Here is a 19,600-nt window from a genome sequence, read left to right on the forward strand (position 1 = left end):
GCCCTTCAGGGTGACGTGCCGCCCGAAACCAGCCGCTAGGTTCGGACCATGCCGATAATCGCCACCCAGGGCCTGTCGATGAGGTTCCCCCGGGTGACCGCCTTGGACGACCTCACCGTGGCCGTCGAGCCGGGCGTCGTCGGGCTCGTCGGAGCCAACGGCGCCGGCAAGTCGACGCTCATCAAGATCCTGCTCGGGCTGCTGCCGCCGACCTCCGGCACCGCGACCGTGCTGGGGCTCGACATCGCGCGCGAGGGCCTGCGGATCCGGGAGAGCGTCGGCTTCATGCCCGAATACGACTGCCTGCCGCCGGACGTGTCCGCGACCGAGTTCGTGGTGCACATGGCCCGGATGTGCGGGCTCCCCGCGACCGCCGCCCGCGAACGCGCCGCCGACACGCTCCGGCACGTCGGCCTGTACGAGGAGCGCTACCGCCCCATCGGCGGCTACTCGACCGGCATGCGCCAGCGCGTGAAGCTGGCGCAGGCCCTCGTCCACGACCCGAAGCTCGTGTTCCTGGACGAGCCGACCAACGGCCTCGACCCGGCCGGACGCGACGAGATGCTCGAACTGATCCGCCGCATCGGCGCCGAGTTCGGGATCAGCGTCCTCGTCACCTCCCACCTGCTGGGCGAGCTGGAGCGGGTCTGCGACCACGTCGTGATCATCGACGGCGGGAAGCTGCTGCGGTCCCAGGCCGTCGAGGCGTACACCACCGCGAGCGGCGTGCTGACCGTCGAGGTCGACGAGGGACGGGACGCGCTCGGGCAGCACCTGTACGACCAGGGGGTGACCGTCCGTCCGGAGGGTCGGTTCCTCATCGTCGACATCGCCGGCGAGACGACCTACGACCTGGTCCGCGACGGCGTCGCGGACCTCGGGCTGCGGCTGATCCGGATGGAGCAGCGCCGCCACCACATCGAGGAGGTCTTCCAGACGGCGCCGCCCGCGCCGCCCGCCCCCGCCGGGGCCGTCCAGCAGGGAGCGCCGCGATGAGCACGAGCACCATCCACGACATCGGCTACCGCCACTACGACGGGCGCCGCAACGGCCGCGCGTACGTGCTGCGGTCGCTGTACGTGCACAACCTGCGCGCCGCGTTCGGGCTCGGCCGCCCCGCGCGGGCCAAGGTCATGCCGTTCCTGCTGGCGGCGATCATGCTGCTGCCGGCCGCCGGGTCGGTCGCGGCGTTCGCGTTCAGCAAGGAGCCGGACGCGCTGATCCGCTACGCGGCCTACGCGAACATCATGCAGGTCATCGTGGCGATCTTCCTGGCCACGCAGGCGCCGGTGCTGGCCTCCCGCGAGGTGCGCTTCCACGTCATCCCGCTGTACTTCTCCCGCCCGGTCGGCCATCTGGACTTCGTCCTGGCGAAGGGCGCCGCGCTGACGACCGCGCTGCTCGCGCTGATGGCGCTGCCCGTCACCGTCCTGTACGCCGGCGGGCTGATCACCAAGATGCCCGACTCGGGGGAGCAGCTGCTGAAGTACCTCGGCGCGCTGGTCGGCTGCGTGCTGTTCGCGCTCGTGCTGGCGGCGATCGGGATGGTGGTCGCGGCGTTCACGCCGCGCCGCGGCTTCGGCGTCGCCGCCGTCATCGCCGTCTACATGGTGAGCGCCGCGGTCGTCGGCGCCGTCCAGGGGATCGCCGAGGCGGAGACGAACTTCACCGTCCAGGGCTGGGCGGGGCTGTTCGCGCCGTTCAACCTGGTGGACATCGTGCAGGTCCGCCTGCTCGGCGCGCAGTCGTCCTCGGCCGGCATCGCGCCCGGCGTCACCGGCGGCGTCGTCGCGCTCGCGCTGTGCGCCCTCATCGTCGTCGGCTCGATCGCGGTCCTGTACCGCAGGTTCCGGAAGGCGGGCCTTTCATGAATGGTCGTCCCCCCACAGGGACCCCGAGCGAGTTGGTCCTGGAGAGCGTGTCCCGCTGGTACGGGAACGTCGTCGCCGTGAACGGCGTGTCGATGAGGGTCGGGCCGGGCGTCACCGGGCTCCTCGGCCCGAACGGCGCCGGCAAGTCGACGCTCATCCACATGATGGGCGGGTTCCTGGCGCCGTCGTCCGGCAGCGTCACGCTGAACGGGAAGCCGATCTGGCGCAACCCGGACGCCTACCGCAGCCTGGGTCTCGTCCCCGAACGCGAGTCGGCGTACGACTTCCTGACCGGCGAGCAGTTCATCGTCGCGATGGCGAAGCTGCACAAGCTGCCCGAGCCGGCCGCCGCGGCCCGCCGCGCCATCGGCCTCGTGGAGATGGACTACGCCGCGCAGCGCCCGATCGGCAACTACTCCAAGGGCATGAAGCAGCGCATCAAGATGGCGTCGGCGCTGGTGCACGACCCGCCCGTCCTGCTGCTGGACGAGCCGTTCAACGGCATGGACCCGCGGCAGCGCCTCCAGCTGATGGACCTCATCCAGCGGATGGCCGCCGAGGGCCGCACGATCCTGTTCTCCTCGCACATCCTGGAGGAGGTCGAGCGGCTCGCCAGCCACATCGAGGTGATCGTCGCGGGGCGGCACGCCGCGTCCGGCGACTTCCGCAAGATCCGGCGGCTGATGACCGACCGGCCGCACATCTTCCTCGTCCGCTCGTCCGACGACCGGCGGCTCGCCGCCTCGATCATCGCGGACGGCTCGGCCCGCAGCGTCCAGCTCACCGAGAAGGGCCTGCGGGTCGAGGCGGTCGACTTCCAGCGCTTCACCCTGCTGCTCCCGCAGCTCGCCCGCGACGCGGACGTGCGGCTCTGGGAGGTCTCCCCGTCGGACGAGTCCCTCGAAAGCGTCTTCTCCTACCTGGTGGCAAGATGAACACGACCATCGCGATGATCACGTTCCGGGGGATGCTCGGGCGGAAGCGGGCGCTGCTCCTGCTGGGGCTGCCGCTGATCATGCTGGTGCTGGCGGCGGTCCTGCGCGCGACCGGCAACAACGACCTGGACGTCTCCGCGGGCGTCCTGCAGCAGTTCGGGCTCGCCACGCTGCTGCCGCTGCTCGCGCTGATCGCCGGCACCGGGGTGATCGGGCCGGAGATCGACGACGGCCAGATCATGTACGTGCTGACGAAGCCGATCCCGCGCGAGGTGATCGTGCTGACGAAGCTCGTCGTGGCGATCGTCCTGGTGACGGCGTTCGCGACGGTGCCGACGCTGCTCGCGGGCCTCGTCCTCACCGGGACGACCGCGCAGCTGACGCCCGCGTTCGCGATCGGCGTCCTGGTCGGCGGCGTCGCCTACAGCGCGGTGTTCGTCGCGCTCGCCGTCGCCAGCCGCAACGCCGTCACGATCGGCCTGCTGTACGCGCTGGTCTGGGAGTCGCTGCTCGGCAGCTTCGCGCCGGGCGCCAAGTCGGCGTCCATCCAGCAGTGGTGCCTGTCCATCACGGACGCGCTGACGGACGCGTCGCCGGTCACCTCGACCGTCGGGCTGCCGCTGGCGGTCACGCTGCTCGTCCTGGTCACCGCCGCGGGGACGCTGCTGGCGACCTTCCGGCTCCGGTCCCTCCCGGTCGCGAGCGCCGACTAGGGGGCGAGGAGGCCGCGGTCCATGGCGACGACGACGGCGCGGGTGCGGTCGCCGACGTCCAGCTTCGCGAACACGCGGAGCAGGTGCGTCTTGACGGTCGCCTCGGCGATGACGAGCCGCCGGCCGATCTCGGCGTTGGACAGGCCGTCGGCGACCGCCCGCAGGACGTCGATCTCCCGGGCGGTCAGCGTGACCGGGTCGGGGCGGCGCATCCGGGCGACGAGCTTCTCGGCGACGCGCGGCGCGAGGACGGTCTCGCCGCGCGCCGCCGCGTGCAGGGCCTCGACGAGCTGGTCGCGGGTGGTGTCCTTCAGCAGGTAGCCGATGGCGCCGGCCTCGATGGCGCGCTCGATCTCGGTGTCGGTGTCGTAGGTGGTGAGGACGAGGACGCGGGTCCCGAGCCGGCCGATCTCGGCGGTGGCGGCGACGCCGTCCAGCACGGGCATCCGCAGGTCGAGCAGGGCGACGTCGGGCCGGAGCCGCGCGGCGAGCGCGATGGCCTCGCGGCCGTCGCCCGCCTCGCCGACGATCTCGATGGCGGGCTCGGCGGCCAGCAGCGCGACGACTCCCGCGCGCATGACCGTGTGGTCGTCCACCACGATGATCCTGAGTTTTCCGGTCATGTCATGCCTTCAGGGGGATCATGGCGAGGATCCGGGTGCCGTCGCCGGGGGAGCTGGTCACGGTGAGGTCGCCGCCGAGTTCGGCGAGGCGGCGGCGCATGCCGTCCAGGCCGAAGCCGCGGGAGTCGGCCACCGCGAAGCCGCGCCCGTCGTCGGTGATCTCCAGTTCCACGCCGTGCGGCCCCCGTTCGAGGACGACGCCGACCGTGGACGCGGCGGCGTGCTTGCGGACGTTCGCGAGCGACTCCTGGGTGCAGCGCAGCAGCGCGATCCGGGTCGTCTGGTCGCATTCGACGTCCGGCAGTTCGGCGCTGACGCTGAGCCCGGTGTCCTCGGCGAACCTGTCGAGGGTGCGGCGCAGCGTCCGGGCGACGGACGCGGGGGCCACGCTGCCCTGGTCCGCGGCCCCGACGAGGACGCGGGCCTCGGCGAGGTTCTCCCGGGCGGTCTGCTCGATGGAGGTGAGCTGCTGGGCGCTCCTGCCCGGGTCGGAGCGGAGGCCGCCGCGCGCCGCCTCCGCGAGGACGACGATGGACGCGAACCCCTGCGCGAGTGTGTCGTGGATCTCCCGGGCGAGGCGTTCGCGCTCGTCGGCGGCGCCCTGCCGGCGCTGCGCCTCGGCGAGCCGCCGCTCCGCGTCCGCCAGGTCGGCGGCGAGGAGGCGGGCGCGGTCGTCGTGCTGCCCGACGACCCGGTGCATCCACAGCCCGAACAGGACGCCGGCCGCGTACCCGATGAGCGCGGCGACCGAGTTCCCGGGGAGGACCTGCCCGTCCGGGGCCGACTGGGCGGCGGCGCCCGCCACCGTCGCCGCGGTGGCGGCGCCGCTGAGGACGATCGCGCGGCGGGGGCTCCCGGCGAAGATCCAGAAGTGCGGGAGGGACACGATGAGCAGGGACGCGGCGCCGCCCATCAGGTAGGAGACGGCGCCGGTCCCGGCGGCGAGGACGCCCAGGAAGGCGGTCCGGCGGAGCCGGGGATCGCCGGGGAGCGTTCCGGTGACCGGGTAGCAGAGGGCGAGCAGCGACAGCAGCGCCAGCGTGGTCGACCGCGTCCCTTCCGGGTGGTCCCACACGGCGATGCCGGGCGGGACCAGCCCGAGGAGCACCCAGCCGGTGACGTACCAGCGGCGGAGCGCCCGCACCTGGGGACGTTCGCTGGGCGGCTGCATGGCGGTCAGCCTACGTTCTGCGGGATCCGGCCGGCGTCGCGGTCCCGGGCCCGCCGCATGCTCCGCGACGGCCACCAGCAGCGGTCGCCGAGCAGCAGCATCAGCGCGGGCAGGACCATGATGCGGATGACGGCGGCGTCCAGCAGCACGGCGACCGCGAGCGCGAAGCCCATCTGCTTCATCTCCATGATGTGCAGCGGGATGAAGCTGGCGAACACCGTCACCATGACGAACGCGGCGCTGGTCACGACGCTCGCCGAGCCGCCGACGCCGTCCAGCACGGCCTGCCGGGTGGAGGCGCCGCGCTGCGCCGCCTCCCGGATCCGGCTGATGACGAACACCTGGTAGTCCATCGACAGGCCGAACAGGATCACGAAGAGCAGCAGCGGGACGCGGGAGCCGATCGAGCCGGTGGAGGTGAAGCCGAGCAGCCCCTCCGCCCACGTCCCCTGGAACACGGCGGTCAGCAGGCCGAGCGCCGCCCCCGCCGACAGCAGGTTCAGCAGCACGCCGATCAGGCCGAGGACCACCGAGCGGAAGGCCCACACGGTCAGCGCGAACGTGACCAGCAGGAGGGCTCCGACGACGAACGGCAGCTGCCTCTTCTGGTGTTCGGGGTAGTCGGCGTAGCGGGCGACGTCCCCGGTCACGGCGGTCTCGGCGGCCAGCTTCCCGACCGTCGCCGGCACGTACTCGTCCCGTACGCGGTCGAGGGACCGTCCCGCCTCGGGGGTGCTCACGTGGTGCGGCACCGCGAGTTCGAGGACGCTGATCCGGCCGTCCGGGGAGGTGCGCGGCCGGGACGTCCCGGCGAGCAGCGGGTCCTTCCCGGCTTGCCGGGAAAGGTCGTCCAGGGCCGCTCGCACGTCGTCCGCCTGCCCCGCGCCGGCCTTCACGACGACCAGGTGCGCGGCCTTCAGCTCGGGGAACGCCGCGTTCATCCGGTCGTACACGCGCATGGCGGGGATCGAGCGGGGATGGGTTTCGCGGCCCATGTCCGTCAGGTCGAGGTTCAGCAGCGGGGCCGCCAGCGCCAGCATCACCAGCACCGACGCGGCGAGCGTCGCGGCTGGGTGCCGGCTCGTGGGACGCAGCATCGCCCGCGTGATCCGGCCGGTGCCGACCTTGGGCGCCTTCGGCGCGCGGCCGCGCCGCACCGCCCGCCGCTCCGCCCAGCCGCCGAGCTTCGCCAGCACGGCGGGCAGGACGGTCAGCGAGCTGACCACCGCGACCAGCGTGACCACGATCGCGGCGGTCGCGATGGAGGAGAAGATGACGTCGTCCGCCAGGTACAGCGTCGCGCTGGACACGGCGACCGCCAGGCCGGAGATCACCACGGAGCGCCCGGACGTCGCCGCGGCGAGCTCCACCGTCGCCCGCGCGCTGAGCCGTCCGCCGGAGCGCGCGCGCTCCTCCCGTTCCCGCTTCAGGTAGAACAGCGTGTAGTCGACGCCGACGGCCATGCCGATCAGCAGGATGATGCTCGCGCCGATCCCGGCGTCCGGGAACACGTGCGAGGCGAGCATCGACAGCCCGATCGCCGCCGCGATCGAGGAGAGCGCGAGCACCACCGGCACCACGGCGACCGCGAACGACCCGAACACCAGCAGCAGCGTGATCAGCGTGATCGGCAGCGCGATCATCTCGGTGCGGCCGAGGTCGTCGCTGCGCAACTGGCCGACGCCCTTGCTGATGGACGGGCTCCCGGTCTCCTCGACCAGCACGTCCGGGTGCGCCTTCTGCACCGCCGCGGTCTGCGCGATCAGCGGATCGACGTGCTCCTTGCCTTCGAGCTCGGGGCCCTTCAAGGTGACGTCGACCCGGACGGCCGTCCCGTCGGCCGAGCGCACCGGCGCGGACACCGACTCGACCTCCGGGAGGCCCTTCATCCGGGCGGCGGCGTCCTTCGCGGCCGCGTCGGCGCCGGCTCCCCTGCCGGTGATCAGGACGTGCTCGACGGGCTTCTGCTGGAGCCCGCCCTCGGTGGCCATGGCCTCCGCGCGTCCGGCCTCGCCGATCCAGAAGTCCTCGGTCGTCGCGGCGTGCCCGCCGACCGCGCCTCCGACGCCGAGGCACAGCGCCACGAACAGGAACCAGGCGGCGATGCCGCGCCAGGGATGCCCGGCGCTCCACCGGGCCATGCGCACTAGGAGGTTCGTCATGGCCGAAATCCTCGTCGCCGGCCCCCTGCCCGCATGAGCCTCGACCGGTTGAACCTTCCGTCGACCGATCGGTGGACGCGGCCGTCCCTCAGCCGGTGAGGCGGGCCAGGTCGGCGAGCAGTTCGGACGCGGTGACCGGGTCGAGCGCGCCGAACGGGTGCTCCTTCCCGGAGTGGCGGCCGGTCATGAGCATGACCCGCTCGATCGTCTGCTCGGCGTACTCCTCGGGGGCGATGACGCGGATGCCGGGCTCGAACGCGACCATCACGTGGCGGCCGTCCGGGGTCATGAGGTTCACCTGGCGGCGGAACCCGCCGGTCTCCTTGCCGCCGAGGGTCCAGCCGCGGGACGTCAGGGCCGTGAACCTGCCGAAATGGGCGGTGCGTCCCTCGAAGCGGGTCAGCCGGGCGGTGTCGCGCTCGCCGTCCGCCAGGTCGTGGACGGGCCGTCCGAGCTGCGGGAACGGCTGGAGGATGACGTAGTCGGCGAAGACCGCGGCCCACGCCGCGACGGCGTCCGCGCCGAGCAGGACGGGGTGCGGGAGCGTCACGCGGGCGTCCGGCGGCAGCGCGTACTCGTCGTCCCGGACGTCGGCGAGCGTGCCGTCCTCGGCGATCCGGAACGCTGTCTCACCGGCGCGCCACACCAGGCGGCGGGCGATGTGGCGCATCAGCGGATGCCCGGCGAGGAGCGTGCGGAACTCGCCGGGCGTCCAGGACCGCCCGGCCGCCATCGCCCTCTCCAGCCGTCCGACCTGGTCGGCGGCGACCGCCCTGACCTCCTTCTTCAGGTCGGCGAAGCGCTTGTAGGCGGCGGTGGCGAGAGTGTCGTCGTCCTTCACGCCGGGCTTGGGCAGCGTCTTGCGCGGTCTGCCGTCCGCGTCGGTCACGACGGGCCTGAGCTGCTCGTCGAAGCCGACCGTGAACCGGCGCGGGCCGTAGTCGAGCGTCAGCGAGCCGTCCGCGTCCAGGCCGAGGTCGGGGACGAGCCGGTCCGCGAGCTGCTCGGGCGCCAGCCCGCGCTCCCGGGCGATCGCGTTCAGCCGGCCCTGCGCGCGGGGGCGCAGGTGCTTGGCGGACGCGGCACGGCGGGCGAGCCGGTCCAGATGGCGCAGCAGGCCGTCCACCGGCGCGTCGATCGACATGAGGACGTCGAGCGCCGTCAGCCCCTTGAACGTCCACGCGTAGTAGTTGTCCCAGCGGGCCATCCGGTCGGTGAGCAGGGCGGCCGTCCCGGCGTCGCCGAGGCGGCGCAGCGCGTACTGGACGCCCGGCGAGGCCCAGCTCCCGCTGCCGCGCTCGTTCGCGCACAGGGCCCAGGCGAACTCGGCGAGGGACGCCGGGTCGCACAGTTCGACGACCTGCTCGCAGCCCGGGTACGGGTCCTCGGGCGAGGAGATCAGCAGCATCGTCACGAAGTTCCGGGCGGCCCGTACCGGAAGCGCCCGCTCCCGGCCGCGCAGCAGGATCCGGGGGAGCGTGTCGCGGACCCGCTCCTCGTCCCATTCCGGCAGGTCGTCGGGGTACTGGTCGAGGGGGTCGGTGCGCAGCGCGCCGATCGCCGCGGCGGCCTCCTCGCCGTACCGCCGCGCCGCCTCCACGAGGCATCCGGCGCCGTGCTCGCGGGCGATGAGCGTGAGCCCCCGCTCGGCCTTCGCGCGTTTCGGGCCGGGCTTGCGCAGCGCCTCCGGGACGACGAACGGGGCCGCGGCCGGGCCGTGCCATCCGAACCAGAGCCGCGCGGCCCCGTCGACGCGGCCGAGCGCGCCGATCATCAGCTGGGCCGTGGCGTCGTCCAGGAACGGGACGAGGGCCTCCGCGCAGGAGGGGTGCGCCTTGGCCGCGCTCAGGATCAGCCGGTGGGCGGCGAGGCCGCGCCGCGCGGCGAAGTGCTTCAGCGGAACCCGGTACGGCCAGCCGCCCCAGTCGTCGTGGTAGCGCCCGTCGGCGAGGAGTTCGTCGACGAGCACGCGGGGGAGTCACCGCGTTCCAGGACGCGCAGGCCGTCCGGCTGCGCGAGGTGATCGCCGCGCCGCCCGCCTGACACGCCTGTGGAGGTGTGCCATATGCCGCCGGTGTGACGCGTGTTACAACGGGCTGGAGGGTCTTCGATCTTTCCAGACCAGGGAGTGTGCACCCATGTCAGTCACGCGCCGCCGGCTTCTGGCGGGGACGGGAGCGGTGGGGGCGGGGATCGCCTTCACCGGTGCCGTGGAGCAGCTGTTCGCGGGGAGCGCGGCCGCCGCGCCGACCGGCGGGCGGGACGGGTACGGGCCGCTCGTGCCCGACCCGGACGGCCTGCTCGACCTGCCGCGCGGTTTCCGGTACACCGTCCTGTCCCGGGAGGGCGAGCCGCTGCGCTCCGGGGAGGGTGCGGTGCCGAGCCACTGCGACGGCATGTCGGCGTTCCCCGGACGCGGCCGGACGTGGCTCGTCCGCAACCACGAGAACCGTCCGGACGCCGCGCACCGGGTCCCGCCCGTCGACGGCGTCACCTACGACCCCGAGGGCCTCGGCGGCTGCACCGCCCTGGAGGTCGACGACGCCGGGCGCGTGCGCACCGAGCGCGTCGCGATCGCCGGGACGTCCGTCAACTGCGCGGGCGGTCCGACCCCGTGGCACACCTGGCTGACCTGCGAGGAGACCGAGGACAAGGCCGGCACCAACGGCTACACCAAGGACCACGGGTTCATCTTCGAGGTCGACCCCTACCGGCGGGACCGGACCGTCCCCGAGCCGCTGACCGCGATGGGGCGGTTCCAGCACGAGGCGATCGCCGTCGACCCGCGCGACGGCACGGTCTACGAGACCGAGGACGCGTTCGACAAGCCGTTCGGGCTGTTCTACCGCTTCCTGCCGGAGAAGCCGCGCGGCGGGCCGGGCAGCCTGCGGGCGGGCGGACGGCTTGAGGCGCTGCGCGTCCCCGGCGTCCCGGACCTGTCGGTCGTGCAGGCGCCGGGGACGGTGTTCGAGCGCGTCGAGTGGGCGCGGGTGCCCGATCCGCTGGCGAAGGAGACCGCGATCCGGTTCCAGGACTTCGGGCCGGGCGGCATCACGCACGCGCAGAAGCTGGAGGGCTGCTACTGGGGCGGTGACCGCGTCTACTTCGTGTCGAGCTTCGCGAAGACGGCGGACGGGTCGCGCGCCGACCACTTCGGGCAGGTGTGGTCGTACGAGCCGCGGCGCCGCCGGCTGGCCCTCGTCATCGTGTTCGGCCCCGGCGCCGACGTCCAGAAGCCCGGCGAGTCGCCCGACAATATCTGCCTGGCGCCGCAGGGCGGGCTGATGGTGTGCGAGGACGGGAACGGCGCGCAGCACGTGTTCGGCGTGTCCCGCGGCCGGAAGGTCTACGCGATGGCGCGGAACCGGCAGAACACCGGCACCGACGACGAGCCCGAATGGGGCGAGTTCGCCGGGGTCACGTTCTCCCCGGACCAGCGGACCATGTTCGTCAACGTCTACACGCCGGGCACGACCTTCGCGGTCACCGGCCCCTGGGGCGGCTGAGCGCGGCCCGTCAGATCCTGCGCAGGCGGACCCGCTGCACGGCGTGCTCGCGGTTCTTGTGCAGGACGAGCGTGGCGCGCGCGCGTGTCGGCAGGATGTTGGACACGAGGTTGATCTCGTTGACGTCCCGCCACACGCGCTGCGCGAACGCGGCGGTCTCGTCCTCGTCCAGCTCGTGCGCGTACTTGTGGAAGTAGGAGCGCGGGTCGGTGAACGCGGTGCGGCGCAGCGCGAACAGCCGGTCGATGTACCACTGCCGGATGTCCTCGACCCGGGCGTCCACGTAGATGGAGAAGTCGAAGAAGTCGGACACGCCGAGGGTGCCGGGCGGGGGCGGCTGCAGGACGTTCAGGCCCTCGACGATCAGGATGTCGGGCCGCCGGACGGTCTGCGCCGCGTCCGGCAGGATGTCGTACTCCAGGTGCGAGTACACCGGGATCGCCGCCTCCGCCGCGCCCGCCTTGATCTCCGAGACGAACCGGACGAGGGCGCGCCGGTCGTAGGACTCGGGGAAGCCCTTCCGGTCCATGATCCCGCGCTCGGCCAGCACGGCGTTCGGGTACAGGAAGCTGTCGGTCGTCACCAGCTCCACGCTGGGGTGCTCCGGCCAGCGGGCCAGCAGCGTGCGCAGCAGCCGGGACGTCGTGGACTTGCCGACCGCGACGCTGCCCGCCACGCCGATGATGAACGGGGTCGGCCGCACCTCGTCGCCGAGGAACCCGCTGACGGTGTCGCGGAGCCGCCCGTCCGCCAGGAAGAACAGGTTGAGCAGCCGCGACAGCGGCAGGTAGACCTCCTCGACCTCGGTGATGTCGATCGGGTCCTTCAGGCCGCGCAGCGCGTCCAGTTCACCGGGCGTGAGCGGCAGCGGGGTGCTCTCGCGCAGGGCGCGCCAGGCGTCGCGGGAGAGTTCCACATAGGGGCTCGGCACGCTGTCCCATCCGCTCGTCATGGCTGAACACTAACCGGGCAGGTCAGCGCGTCACCGGGATTTCACCTCCGGTTCACGCTAGCGGAGCCCGACTACGGCGTTCGCGGGTGGGCCCCTGGGGAGGACACCGAATAGAGTTGCCGCCATGTGCGGAATCGTGGGGTACGTAGGCGGCCGGCCGGCGCTCGACGTGGTCGTCGAGGGGCTGGCGCGGCTGGAGTACCGCGGCTACGACTCGGCCGGAGTGGCCGTGCTGGCCGACGGGAAGCTGGCGACGGCGAAGCGCGCGGGCAAGCTCGTGAACCTGCGGGGGGCGCTGGCGGAGGAGCCGCCGCCCGCCGGGACGCTCGGCATGGGGCACACCCGGTGGGCGACGCACGGCCCGCCGAACGACCGCAACGCGCACCCGCACGTCGACTGCACCGGCTCCGTCGCGGTGATCCACAACGGGATCATCGAGAACTTCGCCGAGCTGCGCGCCGAGCTGGCCGAGGGCGGGCACGGCCTCGTGTCCGACACCGACACCGAGGCCGTCGCGCACCTGCTGGAGGACGAGCTGAAGGCGGGCGGCGACCTCGCCGACGCCATGCGCCGCGTCTGCCGCCGGCTGGACGGCGCGTTCACGCTGGTCGCCGTGCACACCGGCGACCCGGACCTCGTCGTCGGGGCGCGCCGCAACTCGCCGCTCGTCGTCGGCGTCGGGGAGGGCGAGAACTTCCTCGCCAGCGACGTCGCCGCGTTCATCGCGCACACCCGCGACGCGATCGAGCTCGGCCAGGACCAGATCGTCGAGCTGCGCGCCGGCGGGGTCACCGTCACCGACTTCGACGGGCGCCCCGCCGAGGTGAAGGAGTACCACGTCGACTGGGACGTGTCCGCCGCCGAGAAGGGCGGCTACGACTACTTCATGCTCAAGGAGATCGCCGAGCAGCCGCGCGCCGTCGCCGACACGCTGCTCGGCCGGATCGGCTCCGACGGGCGGCTGCACCTGGACGAGATGCGCATCTCCGACCGCGAGCTGCGCGAGGTCGACAAGATCATCATCGTGGCGTGCGGGACGTCCTACCACGCGGGCCTGATCGCCAAGTACGCGATCGAGCACTGGGCCGGGCTGCCCTGCGAGGTGGAGCTGGCCAGCGAGTTCCGCTACCGCGACCCGATCCTGTCGCCGGCGACGCTGGTCATCGCGATCTCCCAGTCCGGGGAGACGATGGACGCGCTGATGGCCGTCCGGCACGCCCGCGAGCAGAAGGCCAAGCTGCTCGGCATCTGCAACGTCAACGGCTCCACGCTGCCGCGCGAGTGCGACGGCGTCCTCTACACCCACGCCGGGCCGGAGATCGCGGTCGCGTCCACCAAGGCGTTCCTCACCCAGCTCGTCGCCGTCTACCTGATCGCGTTGTACCTCGCGCAGGTGCGGGGCACCAAGTGGGGCGACGAGGTGTTCGCCATGGTGCAGCTCCTGGAGCGGATGCCGGAGAAGGTCGAGAAGGTCCTGGAGACCATGGAGCCGGTCCGCGAGCTGGCCCGGTCGCTGGCGGGCGAGCACTGCGTGCTGTTCCTCGGCCGCCACGTGGGCTTCCCGGTGGCGCTGGAGGGCGCGCTCAAGCTGAAGGAACTCGCCTACATGCACGCCGAGGGCTTCGCCGCCGGCGAGCTGAAGCACGGCCCGATCGCGCTCATCGAGGAGAACCTGCCGGTCGTGGTCGTGGTGCCGCCCCGCGCGCGGGACGTCCTGCACGACAAGATCGTGTCGAACATCCAGGAGATCAGGGCCCGCGGCGCCCGGACGATCGTCATCGCCGAGGAGGGCGACGAGTCGGTCGAGCCGTACGCGGACACGCTGATCCGCGTCCCGGCCGTCCCGACGCTGCTCCAGCCGCTCGTCACGACCGTCCCGCTCCAGGTGTTCGCGTGCGAGCTGGCCACCGCCAAGGGGCACGACGTCGACCAGCCCCGCAACCTCGCCAAGTCCGTCACCGTCGAATAGGGGCGGTATCTCCGGAACCTCCCGGATCCGGGCCGCGTCTCAGCAGGATCGAGACGGGTCCGGCGGCGGAGGTGGCGCGTGGCGGAGGACGGCGGCCTCGGCATCGAGGCGCGCGGGGTCACCCGGCGGTTCGGCCCGGTGGAGGCGCTCCGCGGCCTCGACATCACCGTCCCGTACGGGCAGGTCACGGCGCTCGTCGGCGCCAACGGCGCGGGCAAGACGACGCTGCTGCTGATCCTCGCGACGCTGCTCGCGCCCGACGCGGGCACGGTGCGGATCGCGGGGCATGACGCGCTGGCCCGTCCCGTCCAGGCCCGCGACTCGCTCGGCTGGATGCCCGACACCTTCGGCGTGTACGACCAGCTGACGGTGGACGAGTACCTCGCGTTCTTCGCCGACGCCTACGGGCTGCCGAAGGACGAGCGTGCGCGCCGGGTCAAGGCGCTGCTCACCCTCGTCCACCTGGACGACCACGTCGGGCGGCCCGTGCACGCCCTGTCGCGCGGGCAGAAGCAGCGGCTCGGGATGGCGCGCGCGCTCGTGCACCGCCCCCGCGTCCTGCTGCTGGACGAGCCCGCGTCCGGCCTCGACCCGCGCTCGCGCGTCGAGCTGCGCGACCTGCTGCGCTCCCTGGCGGCGGACGGCGTCGCGGTGCTCGTATCCAGCCACATCCTCAGCGAGCTGGAGGAGATCGCCGACCGGGTCGTCCTCGTCGACCACGGCCGGACGGTCGGCGACCACGCGATGGCGGACCTCGCCGGCGCGTCGTCCCGCGTCCGGTGGCGGATCCGCTCGCTCGACCCGGAACGGCTGGCCGCGGCCCTGACCGGCGCGCTCGACGGGCTGCCGTGGCTCCAGTCCACCGCGCTGCCGGGCGGCGCCGAGGTCGGCCCGCTCACCGAGGCCGAGGCCGCGGGCCTGCTGGCCGAGCTGGTCGGGGCCGGGGTGCCCGTCTGCGGCCTCGCCCCCGCCGGCAGCGCACTCGAATCGGCCTACCTCGCGATGACCGAGACCCGGAGGTGACCGGCGATGACCGCGCGCGGAATCGTCCTCGTGGCACGGCAGGAGATCAGGACGCGGCTGCGCACCGGCCGCTGGAAGGCGCTGCTCGCGGCCTGGTTCGTCCTCGTCAACGGGCTCGGGCTGCTGTTCCGGCTGGCGCTGGAGACCGGTGGGGGGTCGAGTGCCGACCGGCCCGGCATCCCGATGTTCGGCGGGGTGCTACTCGGGGTGCTGGTGCTGATGCTGCTCGTCACCCCCGCCCTCGGCGGCCAGTCGATCAACGGTGACCGGGAGCGCGGGACGCTCGCCACCTTGCAGGTCACCCGGCTGACGCCGGGCGAGATCGTGCTCGGCAAGCTCGCCGCCGCCTGGGGGACGGGGCTGGTCACCCTCCTCCTCACGCTGCCGGTCCTGCTGGTGCCGGTCGTCGAGGGCGTGATCAGCCCGGTCCGGGCGCAGGCCGTCCTCATCGTCACGGCCCTGCTCATCGGCGTGGTGTGCGCGATCTCCCAGGCATGGTCGGCGCTCCTCGCCCGCAGCATCACCTCGGTGCTGATGTCCTACATCACAGTGTTCGTCCTGCTGGCGGGGACGCCGCTGGTGTACGCGATCGCCCTCCAGCTCACCGGCGAGCACCGGCCCGGCCGGTACGGCGGCTACACCGTCGAGCACAGCGAACGCGTCTGGTGGCTGCTGTCCCCGAACCCGGTCGTCGTGCTCGCCGACGCGGCGCCGCGGCTGCCCAAGACCGAGATCTTCGTCGGCGACCAGGTGATCCACCGGTCGCCGTCGTCGGACCCGCTGGGCGAGCTCAGCCGCAGCATGCGCGACATCCGCCGGGGCGGTCGGACCTACGACGGCCTGACCTACGACGGCCGCCAAGACGAGGGCGGCCGGACCCACAAGAGCCGCCGGGACGAGGGAGCGGCCGTGTGGCCGTGGGGCCTGGCCTTCGACCTCGCCCTCGCGGCGGGCGCCGTCGCCCTCACCACCTCCCGTTTGCGGACGCCCCTCCACCGGGTGCCGAGAGGCGTCCGAGTGGCCTGATAAACGCGTGCCGCTGATCACCTCGATGAAATTCATGTGGCGCGGGCAGGCGCGGCGCGAAGATGTTCACCCGGCGCCGGAACAACACGCGGCTTCTGCCGTCGAATGAGATTCTCCGATCCACTGGAATTCTCAATCGGCGTGTAAGTTGCAGAGCGTCTTTCAGTGACCGTCGTAACGGCCGTCCCTGGCGCGCTCGGTGAACCTGCGCCATTCGGCGGGGCCGAACACGAGGGCCGCCCCGGTGTCCTCGGTGTCGCGCACGGATATCGTGCCGCCGTCCAGCCGGGCGACCTCGACGCAGCCGTTGCTGGCGCCGCATCGGGTGCTTCTTCTCCACTGGGCGGGCGGTGTCGCATGGAAACTCATTCCGGCTCCCTGCATCGAAAGCTGCCTTGGACGCGGCCGCGCTGCCGGTACATCAAGCACACGGTAACAAGATCGCAAAAAACGCCTGATCACGAACGGGTGGCGCGGTACCCGTGCGACAGGCGTGCCGAGGTAGGTCCAGAGTTTCCGGTGTGGTGCGACCAGGCCGGGTCTTGCGTGGGACCCGGCCCGTCCGGCGTGCCCCTCCGCGCGCCCTCGTGAGGCGGCGGACGCGGGCTCAGCGGCGCTTCAGCGCCGCCTCGTCAGCCCAGATCGAATTCGCCCTTCTTGGCTCGTTCGAGGAAGTCGTGCCACTCTCCGTGGGAGAAGGACAGGACCGGGCTCTGCGTACCGTGCTTTGCGTCGCGCGCCCCAATGGAAAGGGACGAACCGACCAGTGCGGCGATTTCGACGCACGTGTTACTCGCCCCGCAGCGGGCGCTTCTCCTCCATTGCGGAGCAGGAGTGGCGAAAGGGGACACTCGGTGCCTTTCACAAGGATTGAGCCCCTCAGCGGACCCCTCACCAGGCGTCTTTGGCCGCGGCGATGCGGCGCCGGGATTCGTCGGCGTCCAGCGCCTGGCCGGCCAGGCTCGAATAGGCGAGGCTGTACATATAGGTGACAGCCTCCTCCGCGAAGTGGCTGATTGTCAGGGATTCGACGTGCACGATATCAGGGAAAACGATGTCATGCACCGGTGAGAATTCCAGAAGGATAAACGATTCAGCCAACACCGAGTGTGCGATACCCAAGGGCAGGATCTGTACGTTCACGTTCGGCGACTCGGTCATCCGGTACAGATGTTCGAGCTGCTCGCGCATGACCTTCTGGTCCCCGATGAGGCGCTGCAGAACCGCCTCGTCCAGCACCGCCGACAGTTCCAGCGGGCGCGGGCCGTCCAGCAGCGCGCGGCGCCGCATTCGCACGTCGAGGCGGCGTTCCAGTTCCTGCGGGGGCAGCGTGGCGAGGTCGCTCCAGCCGCCGATCACGTGCCGTGCGTAGTTCTCCGTCTGCAGCAGCCCGGGAAAGACGGTGCTGCCCCATTCCCTGGCCGCCGTGGCCTCGGACTCCAGGGCGATGAAATCGGCGAGCGGGCTCGGCAGGTCGCGGTACTCCTCCCACCAGCCGCGCTGGGCGGCGTCCTGCGCGAGGGAGACGAGGTCCGCGTGCCGTGCGCCGTCGACCTCGTACAGCTCCAGCAGCCGCTGCACGTCGCCGATCTTCGCGCCGGTCCGCGCGTTCTCGAGCCGGCTGACCTTGGCGGTGGACCAGGCGAGCCGCTCGGCCACCTCGTCCCCGGTGAGACCCTTGCGTTCGCGCAGCCTGCGGAGCTCTGCGGCGAGCCGACGCTGCCGGACGGAGGGACCTCGGGAAGCGCTCATTGCTCGGGCCTCTCCAGTCCCGGCGGACTGATCAGGGCGCATTCTGCCGCACCGGGGTGCCGCAGTGCGAATACATCGGAGCTGATGAGGAAGATTCTACGGCCGATGATTCTTTTGCGCACATGACACCGAAAGTTGCAGCGCAAGGTACAAAGGCGCGGGTGCGGGGTTGCGGAGCGCATTCCCGTGGCACGCTAAGTGTGTGATCGACTGGGGGAGCGCCGGATGAGGTACGCGCACGAGGTCGGCAAGGTGCGGGCGGCCGAGCGGGCCCTGATGGCCCGGCTCCCGGACGGCGCACTCATGCAGCGCGCCGCCGCCGGCCTCGCCTCGGTCTGCGCCCGCCTCCTGCCCGCCGTGTACGGATCCCGCGTCGTCCTCCTGGTCGGCGGCGGCGACAACGGCGGCGACGCCCTCTACGCCGGGGCCCGGCTCGCCCGGCGCGGCGCCCGGGTGCACGCGGTCCAGGCCGGTTCCAAGATCCACGAGGGGGGCCTGGCCGCGCTGCTGGCCGCCGGCGGGCGCCTGCCGGCCGGCGGCGCGGAGGCCGCCATCGCCGGCGCCGACCTGATCATCGACGGCCTCACCGGCATCGGCGGCGCCGGCGGCCTCCGCGACCCGCATGCCCGCTACGCCGAACTGGCCGGCCGGTCCGCCGCCCTCGTCGTCGCCTGCGACGTGCCGAGCGGCGTGGACGCGAGCACCGGCCGCGTCGAGGGCGCCGCCGTCCACGCCGACGTCACCGTCACGTTCGGGACGCACAAGCCGGGCCTTCTCATCGACCCGGGCGCGTCCTACTGCGGAGTGGTCGAACTGGTCGACATCGGGCTCGGCCCCGACCTGCCCGCCCCGGACGTCGTCGCGGCGCGCCCCTCCGACGTCCGGCCGCCCGAGCCGGGGCCCGAGTCCGACAAGTACCGGCGCGGCGTCGTCGGCGTCCTCGCGGGCGGCGACGAGTTCACCGGCGCGGCCGTCCTGTGCACGGGCGGCGCCGTCCACGGCGGTGCGGGCATGGTCCGCTTCGCCTCCGTCGCGCACCCGGTCGAACTCGTCCGGCACCGCTGGCCGGAGGCCGTCACCACGGTCATCGAGCCGGGCCGCCAGGACGCCGGGGTCCTCGACCGCATCGGACGCGTCCAGGCATGGGTCGTCGGCCCCGGCCTCGGCACGGGCGACTCCGGCGAGTCCCTCCTCGAAGCGGTCCTGGCCACCGACCTGCCCGTCCTGGTGGACGCCGACGGCCTCACCGTCCTGTCCCGCCGCCGCGACCTGCTGCGCCGCGCCGCGCCGACCGTCCTCACCCCGCACGCGGGCGAACTCGCCCGCCTCATCGCCGCGGACCGCGCCGAGATCGAGGGCGCCCGCCTCGACCACGTCCGCCGCGCGGCCGCCGAACTTGCGGCGACCGTCCTGCTCAAGGGCTCCACGACCCTGGTCGCCGAGGCGGACCGCCCCGTCCGCGTGAACCCGACCGGCACTCCCCGCCTCGCGACGGCCGGCACGGGCGACGTCCTGTCCGGCCTGGTCGGCGCCCTCCTGGCAGGCGGCCTGCCCGCCATCGAAGCGGCCGCCGCCGGCGCCTACCTCCACGGCCTGGCCGCCCGCCTGGCCGCCGCCCCCACCCCCGGCGCCGAATCCCCCATAAGCGCCTACGACGTAATAAAAGCCCTCCCCGCAGCCTTCCGAACCCTCCCCCAATGAGACACGGAATCGCCGCCCTCACCCCCCCCGCAACCACGCAACCGCCTGAGCACAAACGTCCGTAAGCCAGGCCAGCGACAACCCCGGCGTTGCGATCGCGTGCGAAGCCAGGTTTCGAGCCTGCGAGAAACCTGATCGCGCAGCGAGCCGCCAGGCGAGCCGAAGCGATGCAGCGATCGCCGCTTTGCCCGTTGAA

17 protein-coding genes are annotated in these 19,600 nt (G+C 72.6%); 9 read left to right on the top strand and 8 right to left on the bottom strand.

Translation table 11 applies throughout. The annotated features are described in order from the left end of the window. Window positions 1–48 precede the first annotated feature (48 nt). Genes ACA511_RS06470 through ACA511_RS06485 form a run of 4 tightly spaced genes read left to right on the top strand, consistent with a single transcriptional unit; the run spans window position 49 to window position 3,519 of the window. Window positions 49–996 (top strand): ABC transporter ATP-binding protein, encoded by a 948-nt coding sequence (locus ACA511_RS06470; RefSeq protein WP_375023121.1) that lies wholly within the window; start codon window positions 49–51, stop codon window positions 994–996. Then, complete coding sequence (locus tag ACA511_RS06475; RefSeq protein WP_375023122.1) at window positions 993–1,871, top strand: ABC transporter permease; 879 nt, start codon at window positions 993–995, stop codon at window positions 1,869–1,871. The genes ACA511_RS06470 and ACA511_RS06475 overlap by 4 nt, the downstream gene beginning before the upstream one ends. Continuing rightward, window positions 1,868–2,806 carry an ABC transporter ATP-binding protein gene (locus tag ACA511_RS06480; protein WP_375023123.1) on the top strand — a complete coding sequence of 313 codons (939 nt, stop codon included), beginning with the start codon at window positions 1,868–1,870 and terminating at the stop codon, window positions 2,804–2,806. Before ACA511_RS06475 ends, ACA511_RS06480 begins: the two co-directional genes overlap by 4 nt. After that, entirely contained in the window at window positions 2,803–3,519 is a 717-nt protein-coding gene (locus tag ACA511_RS06485) for an ABC transporter permease (protein ID WP_375023124.1), read from the top strand. Before ACA511_RS06480 ends, ACA511_RS06485 begins: the two co-directional genes overlap by 4 nt. On the opposite strand, the gene ACA511_RS06490 is transcribed toward ACA511_RS06485, so the two are convergent. The 4 genes from ACA511_RS06490 to ACA511_RS06505 all read right to left on the bottom strand — a co-directional run bounded on the left by ACA511_RS06490 (window position 3,516) and on the right by ACA511_RS06505 (window position 9,444). After that, window positions 3,516–4,142 (bottom strand): response regulator, encoded by a 627-nt coding sequence (locus tag ACA511_RS06490; RefSeq protein WP_375023125.1) that lies wholly within the window; start codon window positions 4,140–4,142, stop codon window positions 3,516–3,518. The two genes, ACA511_RS06485 and ACA511_RS06490, sit on opposite strands and share 4 nt — an antisense overlap. Window position 4,143: 1 nt before the next feature. After that, window positions 4,144–5,313, bottom strand: a complete 1,170-nt coding sequence (locus ACA511_RS06495; protein WP_375023127.1) for a sensor histidine kinase — start codon at window positions 5,311–5,313, stop codon at window positions 4,144–4,146. A gap of 5 nt (window positions 5,314–5,318) precedes the next feature. Then, window positions 5,319–7,475 carry an MMPL family transporter gene (locus tag ACA511_RS06500; protein WP_375023128.1) on the bottom strand — a complete coding sequence of 719 codons (2,157 nt, stop codon included), beginning with the start codon at window positions 7,473–7,475 and terminating at the stop codon, window positions 5,319–5,321. Window positions 7,476–7,563: 88 nt separating this feature from the next. Then, window positions 7,564–9,444 (bottom strand): DUF4132 domain-containing protein, encoded by a 1,881-nt coding sequence (locus ACA511_RS06505; RefSeq protein WP_375023129.1) that lies wholly within the window; start codon window positions 9,442–9,444, stop codon window positions 7,564–7,566. Between the two features lie 169 nt (window positions 9,445–9,613). On the opposite strand from ACA511_RS06505, the gene ACA511_RS06510 reads away from it, so the two are divergent. Beyond that, on the top strand, window positions 9,614–10,981 hold the full coding sequence (locus tag ACA511_RS06510) for an alkaline phosphatase PhoX (RefSeq protein ID WP_375023131.1): 1,368 nt from the start codon (window positions 9,614–9,616) through the stop codon (window positions 10,979–10,981). A 10-nt stretch (window positions 10,982–10,991) separates the two neighbouring features. Here ACA511_RS06510 and coaA read toward each other — a convergent pair whose 3' ends face one another. Continuing rightward, entirely contained in the window at window positions 10,992–11,933 is a 942-nt protein-coding gene (gene coaA / locus ACA511_RS06515; protein ID WP_375023132.1) for a type I pantothenate kinase, read from the bottom strand. A 124-nt stretch (window positions 11,934–12,057) separates the two neighbouring features. Here coaA and glmS point away from each other — a divergent pair, with 124 nt between their 5' ends. The 3 genes from glmS (at window position 12,058) to ACA511_RS06530 (ending at window position 15,951) form a co-directional block, all read left to right on the top strand. Further along, the gene (glmS, locus tag ACA511_RS06520) at window positions 12,058–13,902 is read left to right on the top strand and encodes a glutamine--fructose-6-phosphate transaminase (isomerizing) (RefSeq protein ID WP_375023133.1); all 1,845 of its coding nucleotides are present in this window, start codon (window positions 12,058–12,060) and stop codon (window positions 13,900–13,902) included. Window positions 13,903–13,980: 78 nt separating this feature from the next. Continuing rightward, window positions 13,981–14,925: an ABC transporter ATP-binding protein gene (locus ACA511_RS06525; RefSeq protein ID WP_375023134.1), complete on the top strand. Its 945-nt coding sequence runs from the start codon at window positions 13,981–13,983 to the stop codon at window positions 14,923–14,925. Window positions 14,926–14,931: 6 nt separating this feature from the next. Continuing rightward, window positions 14,932–15,951, top strand: coding sequence for an ABC transporter permease (locus ACA511_RS06530; protein WP_375023135.1), 1,020 nt, complete (start codon window positions 14,932–14,934; stop codon window positions 15,949–15,951). Window positions 15,952–16,113: 162 nt separating this feature from the next. Here ACA511_RS06530 and ACA511_RS06535 read toward each other — a convergent pair whose 3' ends face one another. The 3 genes from ACA511_RS06535 to ACA511_RS06545 all read right to left on the bottom strand — a co-directional run bounded on the left by ACA511_RS06535 (window position 16,114) and on the right by ACA511_RS06545 (window position 17,703). Next, window positions 16,114–16,320: a DUF397 domain-containing protein gene (locus ACA511_RS06535; RefSeq protein ID WP_375023136.1), complete on the bottom strand. Its 207-nt coding sequence runs from the start codon at window positions 16,318–16,320 to the stop codon at window positions 16,114–16,116. 263 nt (window positions 16,321–16,583) lie between these two features. Then, window positions 16,584–16,802 carry a DUF397 domain-containing protein gene (locus tag ACA511_RS06540; protein ID WP_375023137.1) on the bottom strand — a complete coding sequence of 73 codons (219 nt, stop codon included), beginning with the start codon at window positions 16,800–16,802 and terminating at the stop codon, window positions 16,584–16,586. 40 nt (window positions 16,803–16,842) lie between these two features. After that, window positions 16,843–17,703: a helix-turn-helix domain-containing protein gene (locus ACA511_RS06545; RefSeq protein ID WP_375023138.1), complete on the bottom strand. Its 861-nt coding sequence runs from the start codon at window positions 17,701–17,703 to the stop codon at window positions 16,843–16,845. A 225-nt stretch (window positions 17,704–17,928) separates the two neighbouring features. On the opposite strand from ACA511_RS06545, the gene ACA511_RS06550 reads away from it, so the two are divergent. Continuing rightward, window positions 17,929–19,404 carry an NAD(P)H-hydrate dehydratase gene (locus ACA511_RS06550; protein ID WP_375023139.1) on the top strand — a complete coding sequence of 492 codons (1,476 nt, stop codon included), beginning with the start codon at window positions 17,929–17,931 and terminating at the stop codon, window positions 19,402–19,404. The last annotated feature ends 196 nt before the right edge of the window (window positions 19,405–19,600 follow it).

This window comes from Actinomadura sp. GTD37, assembly GCF_041951365.1.
Lineage (GTDB): Bacteria > Actinomycetota > Actinomycetes > Streptosporangiales > Streptosporangiaceae > Spirillospora.